Origin of the sequence: Bacillus sp. 1780r2a1 (assembly GCA_024134725.1) — a bacterium.
Classification (GTDB): domain Bacteria; phylum Bacillota; class Bacilli; order Bacillales; family Bacillaceae_H; genus Priestia; species Priestia aryabhattai_A.
The window spans coordinates 135058-152551 of record CP099863.1 but is presented as its reverse complement, the minus strand read 5'-3'; the positions used below and the strand labels follow the sequence as shown (position 1 = coordinate 152551).

Genomic DNA, 17494 nt, shown 5'->3' with positions numbered 1-17494 from the left:
TACAAGGTTATATGTTACTCTATTTTGGTCTTTCACCTGCAAAATAGCGGCTTATTCCTTCGTAGATAGATTCGGATACCTTTTGTTGATACTTTTCAGTTTCTAACAGTTCACGCTCAGAAGGATTGGATAAAAAGCCAACTTCAACTAAGGCACCTGGTGGATCTGCATGCTTTAATAAGTAGAGAGTTTGCATGACTTTAGCTTCTCTAGTGGTGTTCGCTAGGTTTGCTTTTAGTTCATTTTGAATCAATTTCGCTACTTGTTCATTCTCTTTTAAAGAACCATGATAAAAGGTTTGAGCACCTCTCCAAGCCGGAGATGGGATAGCATTAAGGTGTATAGTTAAATACAAATCTGCATTAGATTCATTAATGATATCAAGTCGCTTTTTTAAATCTTCAACCTTACGCCTGCTATATCCTTTTGTTTCTTTTTTAGCTAAGTCTTTGTCTGTTTCTCGCGTCAAAATAACCAAAGCACCTTGTTCTTGAAGGTAGTCTCTAAGTTCAAGTGACATTTTTAACGTAATATCTTTCTCTAAGGTTTCTTTCCCACCAACAGCTCCACCATCAGGCCCTCCATGACCAGGGTCAATTACAATGATTTTCCCGCTTAGAGGTAAAGAGAAAGAGCCCGACGATATCTTGGTACCAAACTGATATTGAATGATAAATGCAATAACAACAAACGCTAATAGCCCGCTTATAATTTTTGCTTTAGACAAAAAATCCCCTCCCATTCCCACATATCTATTTACTTCTATATGGGACAAGGAGTGAATTTATGATTGTTTTTTAACTGAGGCGAAGACGATGTCTACGAATACCTGTTTCGTACCCTTCGTTCCACCACTCTTCTACATAAGACTGGCACAGATAATAAAGGCTATCTTTAGACACTTGATTTGAAGCGGAACATAGCACTTCAAATAGTGTATCGGCTAACAGCTTCTCTTCATTTACACTGCGAAGTTTTGATTGTTCCAATGTTTCTCCCCAAGTGAAGAACTTACTTGTTCGTGCTCCTAGCAAAAATGATTCAATAGCAATATCCATACAGTACTCTTCAACATGGTATTCACTCATCACATGCCACTGAAAAATAGGTCGGAATGTTTTATCAGCTTTTCTGTGTAGTTCCTCAATGGACAAATCTCGTAAAACTTTGCGCTCATACTTCATTTCTCTTTCGTATCGCTTCTCTTTAAACGTGTTCGCTTCATACATAAATATACAAGACTCCTTTTTCTCATATTGTCTACACAACCTTTAATCTCATTCATTAAAAACATAGACAACATAAAAAAACCCTCGGTCTTTGAGACCAAGGGTTGAAACGATAATAAAATTAACGTTTTGAGAATTGTGGTGCACGACGAGCGCCTTTAAGACCGTATTTTTTACGTTCTTTCATACGAGCGTCACGAGTTAATAGACCAGCGCGTTTTAATGTTACGCGGTATTCTGGATCAGCTTCTAATAAAGCACGAGAAATACCGTGACGGATAGCGCCAGCTTGACCTGCATAACCTCCACCATCAACGTTTACAAATACGTCATAGTTACCTACAGTTTCAGTTAAAGCAAGTGGTTGCTTTACTACTTCACGTAGTGCAGCGAATGGGATGTACTCTTCGATTTCACGACCGTTAATTACAACGCGACCGTTACCTGGTACTAAACGTACACGAGCAACAGAGCTTTTACGACGACCAGTTCCATAATATTGTACCTGTGCCAAGATAATAACCTCCTTATTAATTATCCGCGAAGTTCGTAAACTTCTGGTTTTTGAGCTTCATGTGGATGTGTGTTACCAGCATATACATGAAGTTTTTTGAACATTTGACGACCTAAGCTACCTTTTGGAAGCATGCCTTTGATTGCTAATTCAAGCATTTTTTCAGAGTAGTTAGTACGCATTTCTAATGCTGTACGTTGCTTTAAACCACCTGGGTGCATGCTGTGACGGTAGTAAATCTTGTCAGTTAATTTCTTACCTGTTAATTCGATTTTCTCAGCATTGATAAGGATAACGTTATCACCTGTATCAACGTGTGGTGTAAAAGTTGGTTTATGTTTACCGCGTAAGATAGATGCTACTTCACTAGCAAGACGACCTAAAGTTTTACCTTCAGCATCAACAACATACCATTTACGCTCTACTTCGTTTGCTTTCGCCATGAAAGTTGTACGCATGAGTTTCCCTCCTAATTTTCATCAATAATAAAATTATTTCAACCTTATATTTCAACACGATTAATTTCCGGGGCTAACCGTGGGGTTAAAATACATACCATATGATATATTATATGTTTACACTACTAATGTCAAGAAAATGTTACACCAGGTTTAGTTGTCATAGAAAACTTGCCACAAATAGAGCCCTTCCGCTGGAGCTGTTTTCCCCGCTAAAGGCCGTGACTTGCTCTCTAATACTGCTTTTATATCAACAGGATCTATTTTACCTTGTCCTACATCTAACAATGTACCAACAAGGATACGTACCATATTGTATAAAAAGCCATTTCCCTTAAACGTAAGTACAAGCTGGTTATTCTCTTCGACCAAACCTATATCATAGATTGTCCGCACTTTATCCTCTACTTCTGTTTTTGCAGAGCAAAAACTCGTAAAATCATGAGTGCCGGTGAGATAGTGACTTGCTTCTTTCATCTTCATGTAATCAAGTTTATAAGGATAGTGGTATGCATAATAACGAGTGAAAGGATTGCGATTTTCCTGCCTATCAATATAATAACGATACTCTTTCGCCTTCACATTGAAACGAGCGTGAAACTCAGAATCGACTTCACTTACATACTTAATTACAATATCATCTGGGAGCATTGAATTCAATGCTTTTTTCCACTTATTGAGTGGAATATTTAGGTCTGTGTCAAAGTGAATAACTTGACCTTGAGCATGAACCTGTGCATCCGTTCGACCAGATGCATAAATGGTTATTTTCCTCTTATGCATCTGGGTTAAAACCTTCTCTATTTCACTTTGGACTGTTCTTTTTGCTGGCTGTACCTGATAGCCAGCAAAAAGAGAACCGTCATACGCTACGATACATTTTAAGCGTTTCATTTTATTCACCAAACCAGTTTAATTTCGAATAAATAATAGACCAACAGCTAAACAAATGAGGGTAATTAGCATAATGGTATCAACTGCTCCCCAGGTTAGCTGTCGATATTTTGTACGCCCTTCGCCCCCTCTGTATCCTCTAGCTTCCATCGCGATGGCTAGCTCTTCAGCTCGCTTAAATGAGCCAATAAAAAGAGGGACCAACAGCGGAACTACTGCTTTTAGTCGCTCCATGATAGGACCGCTACTAAAGTCTACACCACGGGCTGTTTGAGCTTTAATAATCTTATCTGTTTCATCCATTAAAGTTGGGATAAAGCGTAATGATATAGACATCATTAATGCTAGTTCATGAACAGGAAATTTTAGCTTCTTTAAAGGAGCTAGTAAACTCTCAATACCATCTGTTACTTGAATTGGCGTTGTTGTCAACGTTAGCAAAGTAGTAATTAAGATTAAAAATAAAAAGCGCAGGGATATTAATAACCCCTGAATAACTCCTCCTTGATGGATAGATAAGAAACCTAATTCAAACAGGACAGGCCCTTCTTTGGTCATAATGATATGCAAGATAAACGTGATAATAATAATCCATATAACCGGCTTTAAACCTCGTAAGATAAATGAAAATGGAACCTTGCTCATAAAGACCAAGACAGCCGTATAGACCCCTAGTAACAGGTAACCACCTGCATTATTAGCTAGGAATACGATTAGAATATAAGCAAATACGAGTAAAAGCTTAGCTCGAGGGTCCATTCTATGAACAACTGACTCCCCCGGGACATACTTCCCTATAATCATGGAATTCATCATGGCTTCTCACCCTTTAACATTAATCCTTGTACCTGGTGAATAACCTCTTGAAAAGTGAGGGGAACCTGATTATCCTTATGCATGAATTTCTCTTGTAGCTTTAAAGAAAAACGAAGCGTCTCCGGAACCTGTAGGCCGTATTCATTCAATTTCTCATACTGACTGAATACTTCTTTAGGAGTACCCTTGATAGCAATAGTCCCTTTATTCATAACCAAGACTTCATCTGCATACATTGCAGCATCTTCCATACTATGAGTAACGAGAATTGTTGTAAGGCCTTTTTCCTTATGAAGCGTATAAAGCATATCCATAATCTCTTTTCGACCTCTTGGATCTAAACCTGCTGTTGGCTCATCTAGCACCAGAACTTCAGGCTCCATTGCTAGAATTCCCGCAATAGCTACCCTTCTCATTTGTCCTCCACTCAAATCAAATGGAGAGCGCTGAAGCATATCTTGTGATAAACCTACCAATTCAATTAACTCTCTTGCTTTTTTCTGTGAATCTTCCAAGCTTGCCCCGTAATTCATTGGCCCAAAGCATATATCCTTCTCAATTGTTTCTTCAAACAGTTGATGCTCTGGAAACTGAAAAACTACTCCTACCTTTTGACGAATTGGCTTCAATTGCTTTTCTTTACGGTTAGACTCTATGGTACGATCGCCGATTTTAATGGAGCCAGACGTAGGCTTTAAGAGAGCATTTAGATGTTGAATAATCGTTGATTTACCAGAACCTGTATGTCCTATTACTGCTAGAAACGTCCCTGATTTAACAGTGAGGTTTAAATCATGGAGTGCCAAACGTTCAAAAGGAGTATTTAGTTGATAACGATGCTCTACGTCTTTGAATATAATGTCCATAGTTCGTTCACCAAATCCTCGTCCGTTAAATGAATTTTTGATAGCGGAATTCCTAAAGATGCAATCTTTTCACTTAGCTTCACTGAAAATGGTAAGTCTAAGCCAATTCTTGTTAATTCAGAGCCTAAAGCAAAAATCTCACTAGGTTCTCCACTCGCAAAAACTTTTCCTTTGTTTAAAACAATTACACGATCAGCCATAGCTACCTCATCTAAATCATGAGTAATTGAAATAACTGTGAGTTTTTTTTCTTCTTTTAATTTTCGAACAGTTTCAAGCACTTCTGTTCTTCCTATTGGATCTAACATTGAAGTAGCTTCATCTAAAACAATAATATCTGGTTGCACTGCTATGATGCCTGCAATTGCCACACGCTGCTTTTGACCTCCAGATAAGGAATGAGGCTCTTGATTAACATAATCGCTCATATTGACGAGCTTAAGAGCTTCAGGAATACGCTGAGCCATTACCTCGTACGGAATACCGTTATTCTCTAATCCAAATGCAATATCGTCTTGTACAGTAGAACCTACAAATTGATTATCAGGATTTTGAAACACCATACCAATTTGTTTACGAATTTCCCAGATAGTATCAGCATCAAGAAACGTATCCATTACTTTAACATGTCCAGATTCAGGAAGAAGCAAACCATTTAAAATTTTTGCCAGCGTTGATTTACCAGAGCCATTATGCCCCGCAATTGCCAACCATTCACCTTTATAAGCAGAGAAACTAATTTGATCGAGTGTTAGATCATCATTGGACTCATAGCGAAAACATAAATCCTTTACTTCAAGTGATGTCTCTTTCAACGTAACGATCCCTCTAATCTTTACTCTTCATATAAAAAGGTTGAAGAGTTAATGGTATAAAAAAAGGGCAACGACTAGTTTCAAACTGTCTCGCCCTTTTCCACATGTATAAATTATTAAACTAATTCAATGATAACGACTGGAGCACCGTCACCACGGCGTGGTCCAACTTTTAAGATACGAGTGTAACCGCCTTGGCGATCTTCATATCGAGTAGCGATATCGCTGAATAGTTTTTGTAATGCGCTTTGGTTAGCTTCTTCGTTAGCTACTTCGTTACGGATGTAAGCTGCAGCTTGACGACGAGCATGTAAATCTCCACGTTTACCTAAAGTAATCATTTTTTCAACAGTTGAACGTAACTCCTTAGCGCGAGCTTCAGTAGTTTCGATACGCTCGTTGATGATTAAATCAGTTGTTAAATCACGAAGAAGCGCCTTACGTTGTGCGCTTGTACGACCTAATTTACGGTAAGACATGTGAGGTCCCCTCCTTTGTTAAGTAGTTAAACAGATTAGTAAGATATCAATCGTCTTTTCGTAAGCCCAAGCCTAGCTCTTCAAGTTTAGCTTTCACTTCTTCTAAAGATTTACGGCCTAAGTTACGAACTTTCATCATATCTTCTTCTGTTTTGTTAGCAAGCTCTTGTACAGTATTAATGCCTGCACGTTTTAAGCAGTTATAAGAACGAACAGATAAATCTAGTTCCTCGATAGTCATCTCAAGAACTTTTTCTTTCTGATCTTCTTCTTTTTCTACCATAATCTCTGCTTTTTGGGCTTCATCAGTTAAGTTAACAAAGATGTTTAAGTGCTCAGTTAAAATCTTTGCACCTAAAGCTACTGCTTTTTCTGGCTCAATGCTTCCATCAGTCCATACATCAAGTGTTAACTTATCATAATTCGTCATTTGACCCACACGAGTATTTTCTACATAATACGAAACACGCGTAACAGGAGTATAAATAGAATCAATCGGAAGAACTCCAATTGGTTGGTCTTCACGCTTGTTTGCATCGGCAGGATTATAACCTCGACCAGTGCGAGCAGTTAGTCTCATACGGAAATGAGCATCTGATTCAAGTGTAGCAATATGAAGATCTGGATTTAGAACTTCAATATCACTATCTGCTTGAATATCAGCAGCCGTGACAGTACCAGGACCTTTAACATCAATCTCAAGAGTTTTCTCTTCATCAGAGTAAATCTTTAACGCTAATTTCTTAACGTTTAAAATGATGTTTGTTACATCTTCAACAACCCCAGGGACTGTTGAGAATTCATGTAATACACCTTCAATTTGAATAGATGTTACAGCTGCACCAGGGAGTGAGGATAATAGGATACGACGTAAGGAGTTACCCAAAGTAGTACCATATCCACGCTCAAGTGGTTCGACGACGAATTTACCGTACTTTCTATCATCGCTGATTTCTACCGTTTCGATTTTTGGCTTTTCAATCTCTATCACAATAAACCCTCCTTCAAAACGTCGAAACCTCGGCTAGACTGAGTGTTCTCAAGGCCTAACCGAAATTCCCTATTAGACAGTTCCCGAATGTGCACAACAAATGAAAAAACATTTCGTTGCATGAATAAATTCTATACCATCATCATTATCGACAATTGTACAGAATCTATACATATTAATTATACACGACGACGTTTTGGCGGACGGCATCCGTTATGAGGAACAGGAGTAACATCTTTAATAGCTGTTACTTCTAAACCTGCAGCTTGAAGAGCACGGATTGCAGCTTCACGACCTGCACCAGGGCCTTTTACTGTTACTTCTAAAGTTTTCATACCATTGTCCATTGATACTTTAGCAGCTGTTTCAGCAGCCATTTGAGCAGCAAATGGAGTAGATTTACGAGAACCTCTGAAGCCAAGTGCACCTGCACTAGACCAAGCGATCGCATTACCGTGAACATCTGTAATAGTTACGATAGTGTTGTTAAACGTAGAACGAATGTGAGCAACACCAGATTCAATATTCTTTTTCACGCGACGTTTACGTGTATTAGTTTTACGTGCCATCTGTTAATGACCTCCCTTACTAATTATTTCTTCTTGTTCGCTACAGTACGGCGTGGGCCTTTACGTGTACGAGCATTGTTTTTACTGTTTTGACCACGAACTGGTAAACTACGACGGTGGCGGATACCACGGTATGAACCAATCTCAATTAAACGTTTGATGTTTAAAGAAACTTCACGACGAAGATCGCCTTCTACTTTATAGCTATCTAAAATATCACGAATTTTACCTAATTCTTCTTCTGTTAAGTCACGAACGCGAGTATCTTCAGAAACTCCAGCTTCAGCTAGAACTTTTTCAGCAGTTGGACGACCAATACCGAAAATGTATGTTAAAGAAATGACTACGCGTTTGTCACGAGGAATATCAACACCAGCAATACGTGCCATGTGAACAGTGCACCTCCTTATGATTAACCTTGTTTTTGTTTATGCTTAGGGTTTTCACAAATTACCATTACTTTACCTTTTCTGCGGATTACTTTACACTTTTCGCAGATCGGCTTTACCGATGGTCTGACTTTCATGTTTCATACCTCCTTGATAGTACGGAGTGCATAGGTTTTATTTGAAACGGTACGTAATTCTACCGCGAGTTAAATCGTATGGTGATAATTCTACAGTTACTTTGTCTCCAGGTAAAATGCGAATGAAGTGCATACGAATCTTACCAGATACATGAGCAAGTACTGTATGACCATTTTCTAATTCTACCTTGAACATTGCATTAGGTAAAGTCTCTAGGACTGTACCTTCTACTTCAATTACATCGTCTTTTGCCATTAAAGTGCTCTCCTTTCTTTGCAACAGTAACAAGCTATCATTAATTGACTTAAAAAGAACCTGTTCTGAACATCCGGAGATCGTAATCATTAAATTCATGATGGATCACGTTTGTAATATACATCTTTACCATTTTAACAGCAATTCAGACGAAAAACGAGCACCGTGAATTTAGATAATTACTGTTTAACTGTCCAGTGCATCTAGCGAGGAATGGATAGAGATAACCTTAACTACCAACTACAGCGTTGTTAGAATTTCATATCCCGTCTCAGTGATTGCAATTGTATGTTCGAAATGCGCACACATCTTTCCGTCGACTGTTACAACAGTCCAGTTATCAGATAATGTTTTTACATATCGAGTTCCAGCGTTCACCATTGGCTCTACTGCCAACACCATGCCTGGACGTAGACGCGGTCCTTTGTTTGGTGGACCATAATGTGGAATCTGCGGATCCTCATGTAAATCTTGGCCAACACCATGACCAACATATTCTCTTACAATTGAAAAGTTTTGAGATTCTGCATACGTTTGAATAGCATGTGAAATATTCGATAATCGATCGCCGGGCTTAGCTTGCTCTAAGCCTTTATAAAGAGATTGCTCTGTAACATCTAGAAGTCGTTGATTTTCTTCTGAAATCTTTCCGACCCCGTACGTCCAAGCAGAGTCACCGTGATAGCCATTGTATTTAGCACCAATGTCAATACTGATGATATCTCCCTCTTGCAGCTTTCTGTTTCCTGGAATACCATGAACTAATTCTTCGTTTACAGAAGCACAAATACTACCGCGAAAACCATTATACCCTTTAAAAGACGGAATTGCATCATGTTGACGAATAAATTTTTCAGCAATTGCATCCAATTCTTCCGTCGTAATACCAGGTTGAATATGTTTTTTTAACTCTTGATGAGTTAAAGCAACAATTTTCCCTGCTTCACGCATGATTGCAATTTCACGCTGCGTCTTGCAAATGATCATTGCTTGACTCCCCCGAGTAAATTACGGATGTCGTCAAATACAACGTTAATATCTTGATTACCATTAATATTGCGTAAATAACCTTTTTCTTCATAGAAATGAAGTAACGGCTTTGATTGTTCAACGTTGACTGAAAGTCTAGTTGAAACAGTTTCCTCATTATCATCTGCACGCTGGTATAGCTCTCCTCCACATTTGTCACAAACGCCTTCTTTAGCAGGAGGGTTGAACACAAGGTGGTAAGTAGCTCCACAGTCTTTACAGATGCGACGCCCTGTTAGGCGTTCCATAAGGATACTTTCATCTACATCAATATTAATAACATAATCAATCTTTTTGTTTAATTCTTCTAAGATTGTTTCAAGAGCGTCTGCCTGTGCTACTGTTCTTGGGAATCCATCAAGTAAAAAGCCATTTTCACAATCTTGCTTGTTTAAACGTTCACGAACAATACCGATTGTTACTTCATCTGGCACAAGATTACCTTGATCCATAAATGATTTAGCTTTTAAGCCTAGAGGAGTTCCTTCTTTAATTGCAGCTCGGAACATATCTCCTGTTGAGATATGAGGGATATCGTAATGCTCAACGATCTGTTCTGCTTGAGTACCTTTCCCAGCACCAGGAAGGCCCATTAACACTAAATTCATTTCTTGCTTCCCCCTCAGTATCTATCTGTTTAATGGGAAAGCAAGCTGCTTCCCACTAAACCTTTTATTTAATAAACCCTTTATAATGTCGTTTCACTAATTGACTCTCAAGCTGTTTCATTGTCTCAAGAGCTACACCGACAACGATTAACAAACTAGTACCACCAATCTGTGCAGACTGAGGTAAATTTGCGACCTGGATAAAAATCACTGGCAATACAGCAATTAACGCAAGGAAAATTGAACCGATTAATGTTAAGCGGTACAACACTTTTGTTAAATATTCTTGTGTACTTTTACCAGGGCGAATACCTGGAATGTATCCACCTTGCTTCTTCAAGTTTTCTGCTACTTGCTCTGGATTAACCTGAACAAATGTATAGAAATATGAGAAAGCAATGATCAACGCAACATATACTATCATACCAATTGGCTGAGTATAGTCAAACGTCTTTTGTATCCAATCTGTCACATCATTCGGACCGAAGAATGATGCAATCGTTGGTGGAGTAATAATGAATGAAACTGCAAAGATAACAGGGATAACCCCAGCAGCATTTACTTTTAACGGTAAATGTGTGGACTGACCACCAACAGGATTACGACCGGCTGAACCCTTTGCATATTGAATAGGTATTTTTCGTAATGCTTGTTGGAAGTAAATAACACCAACGACAATAGCTAATACAGCAAGTGCAATTAAAACAACTGTCACAATACGAATAAATAACTGATCCCCAACATCTTCAAATTGCTGAGCGTAGATCTGGTTGAGTGTTGTAGGAATCCCAGCAGCGATACCAGCAAAGATAATGATAGAAATACCATTACCAACGCCTTTTGCTGTAATCTGTTCGCCTAACCACATTAAGAACGCTGTTCCTGCCGTTAATACGACAGCAATTAAAAGATAAGTAGCGACTCCGGGATTAGCAATTAATTGCCCACCCGACATATTGTTAAATCCTATAGACATACCTAATGCCTGGATAAATCCAAGCACAATTGTTCCGTAACGAGTTACTTGAGCAAGTTTACGACGTCCAACTTCTCCTTGCTTTGACCATTCCGTAAACTTAGGTACAACATCCATCTGCAATAATTGAACGATGATGGATGCTGTAATATAAGGCATAATGCCCATTGCAAGAATAGAGAAGTTTTGAAGAGCCCCACCGCCAAATGTATTTAGAACTCCAAATACATTTAACTCGTCTTGCAACTTCAGTACATCCGTATTAACACTAGGTACAGGAATAAAAGTACCGATTCGGAAAATAACTAACATTAACAATGTGAAAAAGATTTTTTGTCTAATTTCACGTACGCGCATTAAATTGGAGATTGTTTGAAACATTATTAGATCACCTCTGCAGTTCCGCCAGCAGCTTCAATAGCTTCTTTAGCAGATGAGGAGAACTTAGCAGCTTTAACAGTTAGCTTAGTAGATAATGTACCGTTACCAAGTACTTTAATACCAGCCTTCTCTTTGCTTACTAAACCAGTTTCGATTAATAGTTCTGGTGTTACTTCAGTTCCATCTTCAAAACGATTTAAAGCTTCAAGGTTAACGATCGCATATTCTTTGCGATTGATGTTAGTGAAGCCACGTTTTGGAAGACGACGGAATAAAGGAGTTTGACCACCTTCGAATCCAGGTCTTACGCCACCGCCAGAACGAGCGTTTTGCCCTTTGTGACCTTTACCTGAAGTCTTTCCGTTACCTGAACCAGTACCACGACCTACACGGTTACGCACTTTACGTGAACCTGCAGCTGGTTGTAATTCATGAAGTTTCATTCCGGAGCACCTCCTTAGAGTGACAATTTATAATTATTGCTCTTTTACTGTAACAAGGTGAGCTACTTTGTTAATCATACCGCGAATTGCAGGATTATCGTCTTGAACGACAGTTTGGTTTACTTTACGTAAGCCAAGTGTACGAACAGTTACACGTTGATCTTCTGGACGACCAATTACGCTACGAGTGAGGGTAATTGCTAATTTGTTTGCCATTCTGTGTCCCTCCTTATCCTAACAGTTCTTCTACAGACTTACCACGTAGTTTTGCAACTTCTTCTGCACGCTTTAGGTTAGCTAAACCGTTAAGAGTTGCACGTACCATGTTAATTGGAGTATTTGAACCTAAAGATTTAGATAGAATATCACTTACGCCAGCTAATTCTAATACCGCACGAACTGGACCACCAGCGATAACTCCCGTACCTTCAGAAGCAGGTTTCAAGAAAATTTGACCTGCACCAAATTGTCCAAGGATTTCGTGTGGAATTGTAGTACCAACCATAGGTACAGTGATTAAGTTTTTCTTCGCATCTTCAATTGCTTTACGGATTGCATCTGGTACCTCTTGTGCTTTACCAGTACCAAATCCAACATGACCGTTTTTGTCACCAACTACTACTAAAGCAGCAAAGCGGAAACGACGTCCACCTTTAACAACTTTAGCTACGCGGTTAACGGTAACAACACGTTCTTCAAGCTCTAATTTATTTGGATCAATACGACGCATGATTTTCCCTCCTTTTACAATTAGAATTGTAATCCAGCTTCACGAGCAGCGTCAGCTAAAGCTTTTACGCGACCATGATATAAATAACCGCCACGATCGAATACTACTTCTTTCACGCCATTTTCTACTGCGCGCTTAGCAACTAATTCGCCAACTTTTGTAGCAGCTTCAACGTTACTAGTACCTTCTAAAGAAAGATCTTTATCTAGAGTAGACGCACTAGCGATTGTTACTGAATTTAAATCGTCAATGACTTGTGCATAAATATGTTGGTTAGAACGGTACACGTTTAAACGTGGACGAGTTGCAGTACCAGACAATTTAGCACGAACACGAGCATGTCTTTTCTTACGAACCTTGTTCTTATCTTGCTTCGTGATCATTTCGGTCACTCCTTTCTTTTACCTAACTGGCATTACTTCTTAGCAGTTTTACCTTCTTTACGACGAACATATTCACCTTCATAACGAATACCTTTACCTTTGTAAGGCTCTGGTGGGCGAACGTCACGGATATTTGCAGCTAATGCACCTACACGCTCTTTATCGATACCTTTAATAACAATTTTAGTTTGAGAAGGAACCTCAACCTCGATACCTTGCTCTGGAGTAATCTCAACTGGATGAGAGTATCCAACGCTCAATACTAATTTGCTACCAGATTTTTGCGCACGGTAACCAACACCGACTAATTCTAAACCACGTTCGAAACCATTTGTAACACCTTCAACCATGTTACCTAATAGGCTACGAGTAGTTCCGTGAAGAGCACGGTGCTCCTTGTTGTCGCTAGGACGAGTTACAACTAATACGTTATCTTCAACTTTGATTTCAATCTCAGGGTGGAATGTACGAGTCAATTCACCCTTTGGCCCTTTTACAGTTACAGTGTTGTTTTCGTTTGTAACTGTAACACTTGCAGGAAGTTCTAAAGGCTTTTTACCAACACGTGACATAACTTACACCTCCATTCACTTTAAAAACTTATTACCAAACGTATGCTAATACTTCTCCACCTGTTTGTTTTTGACGAGCTTCTTTGTCAGTTAAAACACCTTGAGAAGTAGAAACGATTGCAATTCCTAAACCGTTAAGTACACGAGGTACTTCGTTTGTTTTTGCATATACACGTAGACCAGGTTTACTGATACGTTTTAAGCCTGTAATTACACGCTCATTGTTTGCACCGTATTTTAAGAAGATACGGATGATACCTTGTTTGTTATCTTCGATGTATTCTACATCACGCACAAAACCCTCACGCTTAAGGATTTCTGCAATTTGCTTCTTAATGTTTGAAGCAGGAACTTCGATTTTTTCATGACGAACCATGTTCGCATTGCGGATACGAGTTAGTAAATCTGCAATAGGATCAGTCATTACCATATTAATTTACCTCCTTCCCAAACTTGGGTTTTACCAACTAGCTTTTTTAACACCAGGAATTTGACCTTTATAAGCAAGCTCACGGAAACAAATACGGCAAAGCTTGAATTTACGTAGTACTGAGTGTGGACGTCCACAACGTTCGCAACGTGTGTACTCTTGTACTTTGAACTTCTGCTGGCGTTTTTGCTTCGCAATCATTGATTTTTTAGCCACATTTTCGCCTCCTCTGCTTAACGTTGGCAGTTATTACTTCTGGAATGGCATACCGAACTGAGTTAAAAGCTCACGAGCTTCTTCATCAGTGTTTGCTGTTGTAACAATAACGATATCCATACCACGAACTTTACTCACTTTATCATAATCGATCTCTGGGAAGATCAATTGCTCTTTAACACCTAATGTGTAGTTTCCACGACCATCAAATGCTTTTTTAGATACTCCACGGAAATCACGTACACGTGGAAGTGAAACTGAAACTAATTTATCGAAGAACTCATACATGCGCTCGCCGCGTAAAGTTACTTTAGCACCGATTGGCATACCTTCACGTAGACGGAAACCTGCAATAGATTTCTTAGCACGAGTTACGATAGGTTTTTGACCAGTGATTTCTGCTAATTCTTCAACAGCGTTATCTAGAGCTTTTGAGTTAGAAACAGCTTCACCGATACCCATGTTAATAACGATCTTTTCGATCTTTGGCACTTGCATTACAGATTCATAATTAAACTTGCTCACTAGAGCAGGTGTAATTTCTTTTGTAAACTTCTCTTTAAGACGGTTCATGTGAACTATACCTCCCTTCACATTTCAATAATTATTTATCTAAAGTTTCACCAGATTTTTTTGCTACACGTACCTTTTTGCCGTCGATTACTTTGTAACCAACACGTGTTGGCTCACCAGATTTCGGATCTAATGGCATTACGTTAGATACGTGGATAGGTGCCTCTTGGCTAACGATTCCACCTTGTGGATTTACTTGAGAAGGTTTAGAGTGTTTTTTCACTACGTTTACGCCTTCTACAAGTACACGGTTTTTCTTTGGAAAAGCAGCAAGTACTTCGCCTTGTTTGCCTTTATCTTTACCAGAGATAACCACTACTTTGTCGCCCTTTTTTACATGCATCCTATTCGCACCTCCTTAAAAGGCATTTTGTTTTTATTCATTAATATATAATTAGATAACTTCTGGAGCTAAAGATACGATCTTCATGAAGTTGTTGTCACGTAATTCACGAGCAACTGGTCCAAAGATACGAGTACCACGTGGACTCTTATCGTCACGGATGATTACGCAAGCATTTTCGTCGAAACGGATGTATGAACCGTCGTTACGACGAACACCACGTTTTGTACGTACTACTACTGCTCGAACAACGTCACCTTTTTTAACAACGCCTCCTGGTGTTGCTTGTTTCACCGTACAAACGATAACATCACCAATATTAGCTGTCTTACGACCAGAACCACCTAATACTTTGATAGTAAGTACTTCACGCGCACCAGAGTTGTCTGCAACTTTTAAACGAGATTCTTGTTGAATCATGTACGAAACCTCCCTTCGGATGAATCATTCTTATCCGATCTGTCTTTCACTATTAGATAATAACAGCTTCTTCTACAACTTCTACTAGACGGAAACGTTTAGTAGCTGATAACGGACGAGTTTCCATGATTTTCACGATATCGCCCACTTTAGCTGTGTTATTCTCATCGTGAGCTTTGAACTTTTTTGAGTACTTTACACGTTTACCGTAAAGCGAATGCTTTTTGTAAGTTTCTACAAGAACAGTAACAGTCTTATCCATTTTGTCAGAAACTACGCGGCCAGTGTAAACTTTACGTTGATTGCGTTCACTCATTCTGAAAGCCTCCTCTCAGACTTATTATTTATTAGCAGCGATCTCTCTTTCACGAACTACAGTCTTCATGCGAGCAATCGCTTTGCGTACTTCGCGAATACGAGTAGTATTCTCTAATTGTCCAGTCGCTAATTGGAAACGAAGGTTAAATAACTCTTCTTTTAAAGCTTTAACTTTTTGTTCAATTTCGGCAGTGGTAAGGTCACGAATTTCATTAGCTTTCATTAGATTCACCACCAATTTCTTCACGTTTTACAAACTTACACTTTACTGGTAGCTTGTGAGCTGCTAAACGTAATGCTTCACGAGCAACTTCTTCAGATACACCTGAGATTTCAAACATTACTTTACCAGGCTTAACAACAGCTACCCAACCTTCAGGTGCACCTTTACCAGAACCCATGCGCACTTCTAGTGGTTTAGCAGTATAAGGTTTAGAAGGGAAAATTTTAATCCATACTTTACCGCCACGTTTCATGTAACGAGTCATAGCGATACGAGCAGATTCGATTTGACGGTTTGTAATCCAAGAAGCTTCTAAAGCTTGTAAACCGAACTCACCGAAGTGTACTTCAGTACCACCTTTTGCACGTCCTCGCATTTTTCCGCGGTGTTCGCGACGATATTTAACGCGTTTTGGCAATAACATTATTATTTTCCTCCTTCCTCAGATTTCTTTTTAGTAGGAAGGACTTCTCCACGATAGATCCATACTTTCACGCCAAGCTTACCGTAAGTTGTATCTGCTTCAGCATGAGCATAATCGATATCAGCGCGAAGTGTATGAAGTGGAACTGTACCTTCACTATAGTATTCAGAGCGAGCAATGTCAGCTCCGCCTAGACGACCAGATACCATTGTTTTGATACCTTGTGCACCAGCACGCATTGTGCGTTGAATTGATTGCTTTTGCGCACGACGGAATGATACACGATTTTCAAGTTGACGAGCGATGTTTTCAGCTACAAGCTTAGCATCTAAGTCAGCTCTTTTGATTTCTAAAATGTTGATGTGTACACGCTTGCCTGTTAATTGGTTAAGAGCTTTACGAAGTGCTTCAACTTCAGTACCACCTTTACCAATTACCATACCAGGTTTTGCAGTGTGGATCGTTACGTTTAAACGGTTAGCAGCACGCTCGATTTCTACTTTAGAAACAGCTGCATCGTTAAGACGTTTAGCGATATATTCACGTACTTTTAAGTCTTCATGTAATAAGTCAGCATAGTCTTTACCAGCGAACCATCTTGATTCCCAATCACGGATGACGCCGACGCGTAGACCAACTGGATTTACCTTTTGACCCATGAATTATCCCTCCTTCTTTTCTGATACCACGATTGTAATGTGGCTTGTGCGTTTGTTAATTTGGCTTGCACGACCTTGAGCACGTGGACGGAAACGTTTTAAAGTTGGACCTTCGTCAACAAAAACTTCAGAAACAACTAAGTTGTTAGCGTCCATTTCATAATTGTGTTCTGCATTGGCAATAGCAGATTTTAATAGTTTCTCAACAACCGGAGAAGCAGCCTTAGGCGTGTGAAGTAGCACTGCTAATGCTTCACCCACTTGCTTACCTCGAATTAAATCTACAACTAAACGAACTTTACGAGGAGCAATACGTACTGTTCTCGCAACAGCTTTAGCTTGCATTTAAAAGC

32 protein-coding genes are annotated in these 17494 nt (G+C 39.2%); all 32 read right to left on the bottom strand.

The features are described from left to right. Positions 1–19 precede the first annotated feature (19 nt). The 32 genes from cwlD to rplV all read right to left on the bottom strand — a co-directional run bounded on the left by cwlD (position 20) and on the right by rplV (position 17486). Positions 20–742, bottom strand: a complete 723-nt coding sequence (gene cwlD, locus NIZ91_00865) for an N-acetylmuramoyl-L-alanine amidase CwlD (protein ID USY57056.1) — start codon at positions 740–742, stop codon at positions 20–22. A 55-nt stretch (positions 743–797) separates the two neighbouring features. Continuing rightward, positions 798–1229, bottom strand: a complete 432-nt coding sequence (locus NIZ91_00860; GenBank protein ID USY55308.1) for a YbaK family protein — start codon at positions 1227–1229, stop codon at positions 798–800. A 121-nt stretch (positions 1230–1350) separates the two neighbouring features. Then, a complete protein-coding gene (gene rpsI / locus NIZ91_00855) occupies positions 1351–1743 on the bottom strand; it encodes a 30S ribosomal protein S9 (protein USY55307.1) in 393 nt (130 codons plus the stop codon). A 20-nt stretch (positions 1744–1763) separates the two neighbouring features. Further along, complete coding sequence (gene rplM / locus NIZ91_00850) at positions 1764–2201, bottom strand: 50S ribosomal protein L13 (protein ID USY55306.1); 438 nt, start codon at positions 2199–2201, stop codon at positions 1764–1766. A gap of 153 nt (positions 2202–2354) precedes the next feature. After that, the gene (gene truA, locus NIZ91_00845) at positions 2355–3095 is read right to left on the bottom strand and encodes a tRNA pseudouridine(38-40) synthase TruA (GenBank protein ID USY55305.1); all 741 of its coding nucleotides are present in this window, start codon (positions 3093–3095) and stop codon (positions 2355–2357) included. Positions 3096–3113: 18 nt separating this feature from the next. Beyond that, complete coding sequence (locus NIZ91_00840; GenBank protein USY55304.1) at positions 3114–3911, bottom strand: energy-coupling factor transporter transmembrane protein EcfT; 798 nt, start codon at positions 3909–3911, stop codon at positions 3114–3116. Then, entirely contained in the window at positions 3908–4777 is an 870-nt protein-coding gene (locus NIZ91_00835) for an energy-coupling factor ABC transporter ATP-binding protein (GenBank protein USY55303.1), read from the bottom strand. The genes NIZ91_00840 and NIZ91_00835 overlap by 4 nt, the downstream gene beginning before the upstream one ends. Further along, a complete protein-coding gene (locus tag NIZ91_00830; protein ID USY55302.1) occupies positions 4753–5592 on the bottom strand; it encodes an energy-coupling factor ABC transporter ATP-binding protein in 840 nt (279 codons plus the stop codon). The genes NIZ91_00835 and NIZ91_00830 overlap by 25 nt, the downstream gene beginning before the upstream one ends. A gap of 116 nt (positions 5593–5708) precedes the next feature. Further along, the gene (gene rplQ, locus NIZ91_00825; GenBank protein ID USY55301.1) at positions 5709–6071 is read right to left on the bottom strand and encodes a 50S ribosomal protein L17; all 363 of its coding nucleotides are present in this window, start codon (positions 6069–6071) and stop codon (positions 5709–5711) included. A gap of 46 nt (positions 6072–6117) precedes the next feature. Beyond that, a complete protein-coding gene (locus NIZ91_00820; protein ID USY55300.1) occupies positions 6118–7062 on the bottom strand; it encodes a DNA-directed RNA polymerase subunit alpha in 945 nt (314 codons plus the stop codon). 179 nt (positions 7063–7241) lie between these two features. Then, positions 7242–7631, bottom strand: a complete 390-nt coding sequence (rpsK, locus tag NIZ91_00815; protein ID USY55299.1) for a 30S ribosomal protein S11 — start codon at positions 7629–7631, stop codon at positions 7242–7244. A 23-nt stretch (positions 7632–7654) separates the two neighbouring features. After that, positions 7655–8020 carry a 30S ribosomal protein S13 gene (gene rpsM / locus NIZ91_00810; protein USY55298.1) on the bottom strand — a complete coding sequence of 122 codons (366 nt, stop codon included), beginning with the start codon at positions 8018–8020 and terminating at the stop codon, positions 7655–7657. 23 nt (positions 8021–8043) lie between these two features. Continuing rightward, positions 8044–8157, bottom strand: coding sequence for a 50S ribosomal protein L36 (gene rpmJ / locus NIZ91_00805; protein ID USY55297.1), 114 nt, complete (start codon positions 8155–8157; stop codon positions 8044–8046). Positions 8158–8194: 37 nt separating this feature from the next. Beyond that, the gene (infA, locus tag NIZ91_00800; GenBank protein USY55296.1) at positions 8195–8413 is read right to left on the bottom strand and encodes a translation initiation factor IF-1; all 219 of its coding nucleotides are present in this window, start codon (positions 8411–8413) and stop codon (positions 8195–8197) included. A 240-nt stretch (positions 8414–8653) separates the two neighbouring features. Next, on the bottom strand, positions 8654–9400 hold the full coding sequence (gene map, locus NIZ91_00795; GenBank protein ID USY55295.1) for a type I methionyl aminopeptidase: 747 nt from the start codon (positions 9398–9400) through the stop codon (positions 8654–8656). Further along, positions 9397–10050, bottom strand: coding sequence for an adenylate kinase (locus NIZ91_00790; protein ID USY55294.1), 654 nt, complete (start codon positions 10048–10050; stop codon positions 9397–9399). Before NIZ91_00790 ends, map begins: the two co-directional genes overlap by 4 nt. A 64-nt stretch (positions 10051–10114) precedes the next feature. Then, complete coding sequence (gene secY, locus NIZ91_00785) at positions 10115–11407, bottom strand: preprotein translocase subunit SecY (GenBank protein ID USY55293.1); 1293 nt, start codon at positions 11405–11407, stop codon at positions 10115–10117. A 2-nt stretch (positions 11408–11409) separates the two neighbouring features. Beyond that, a complete protein-coding gene (gene rplO / locus NIZ91_00780) occupies positions 11410–11850 on the bottom strand; it encodes a 50S ribosomal protein L15 (GenBank protein ID USY55292.1) in 441 nt (146 codons plus the stop codon). A gap of 33 nt (positions 11851–11883) precedes the next feature. Beyond that, the gene (gene rpmD, locus NIZ91_00775) at positions 11884–12066 is read right to left on the bottom strand and encodes a 50S ribosomal protein L30 (protein ID USY55291.1); all 183 of its coding nucleotides are present in this window, start codon (positions 12064–12066) and stop codon (positions 11884–11886) included. 13 nt (positions 12067–12079) lie between these two features. Continuing rightward, a complete protein-coding gene (gene rpsE, locus NIZ91_00770; GenBank protein USY55290.1) occupies positions 12080–12580 on the bottom strand; it encodes a 30S ribosomal protein S5 in 501 nt (166 codons plus the stop codon). Between the two features lie 20 nt (positions 12581–12600). Further along, positions 12601–12963: a 50S ribosomal protein L18 gene (rplR, locus tag NIZ91_00765; GenBank protein USY55289.1), complete on the bottom strand. Its 363-nt coding sequence runs from the start codon at positions 12961–12963 to the stop codon at positions 12601–12603. A 32-nt stretch (positions 12964–12995) separates the two neighbouring features. Beyond that, on the bottom strand, positions 12996–13535 hold the full coding sequence (gene rplF, locus NIZ91_00760; GenBank protein USY55288.1) for a 50S ribosomal protein L6: 540 nt from the start codon (positions 13533–13535) through the stop codon (positions 12996–12998). 31 nt (positions 13536–13566) lie between these two features. Further along, positions 13567–13965, bottom strand: coding sequence for a 30S ribosomal protein S8 (rpsH, locus tag NIZ91_00755; protein USY55287.1), 399 nt, complete (start codon positions 13963–13965; stop codon positions 13567–13569). Between the two features lie 30 nt (positions 13966–13995). Then, positions 13996–14181, bottom strand: coding sequence for a type Z 30S ribosomal protein S14 (locus NIZ91_00750; protein USY55286.1), 186 nt, complete (start codon positions 14179–14181; stop codon positions 13996–13998). Between the two features lie 33 nt (positions 14182–14214). Beyond that, complete coding sequence (gene rplE, locus NIZ91_00745; GenBank protein ID USY55285.1) at positions 14215–14754, bottom strand: 50S ribosomal protein L5; 540 nt, start codon at positions 14752–14754, stop codon at positions 14215–14217. A 31-nt stretch (positions 14755–14785) separates the two neighbouring features. Continuing rightward, positions 14786–15097 carry a 50S ribosomal protein L24 gene (gene rplX, locus NIZ91_00740; protein ID USY55284.1) on the bottom strand — a complete coding sequence of 104 codons (312 nt, stop codon included), beginning with the start codon at positions 15095–15097 and terminating at the stop codon, positions 14786–14788. 51 nt (positions 15098–15148) lie between these two features. After that, entirely contained in the window at positions 15149–15517 is a 369-nt protein-coding gene (gene rplN, locus NIZ91_00735) for a 50S ribosomal protein L14 (GenBank protein ID USY55283.1), read from the bottom strand. A 52-nt stretch (positions 15518–15569) separates the two neighbouring features. Continuing rightward, positions 15570–15833 carry a 30S ribosomal protein S17 gene (rpsQ, locus tag NIZ91_00730; GenBank protein ID USY55282.1) on the bottom strand — a complete coding sequence of 88 codons (264 nt, stop codon included), beginning with the start codon at positions 15831–15833 and terminating at the stop codon, positions 15570–15572. Between the two features lie 24 nt (positions 15834–15857). Next, positions 15858–16058 (bottom strand): 50S ribosomal protein L29, encoded by a 201-nt coding sequence (rpmC, locus tag NIZ91_00725; GenBank protein ID USY55281.1) that lies wholly within the window; start codon positions 16056–16058, stop codon positions 15858–15860. After that, complete coding sequence (gene rplP / locus NIZ91_00720) at positions 16048–16482, bottom strand: 50S ribosomal protein L16 (protein USY55280.1); 435 nt, start codon at positions 16480–16482, stop codon at positions 16048–16050. The genes rpmC and rplP overlap by 11 nt, the downstream gene beginning before the upstream one ends. Positions 16483–16484: 2 nt before the next feature. Further along, positions 16485–17141, bottom strand: coding sequence for a 30S ribosomal protein S3 (gene rpsC, locus NIZ91_00715; GenBank protein ID USY55279.1), 657 nt, complete (start codon positions 17139–17141; stop codon positions 16485–16487). Between the two features lie 3 nt (positions 17142–17144). Beyond that, positions 17145–17486 carry a 50S ribosomal protein L22 gene (rplV, locus tag NIZ91_00710; GenBank protein ID USY55278.1) on the bottom strand — a complete coding sequence of 114 codons (342 nt, stop codon included), beginning with the start codon at positions 17484–17486 and terminating at the stop codon, positions 17145–17147. Between the last annotated feature and the right edge of the window lie 8 nt (positions 17487–17494).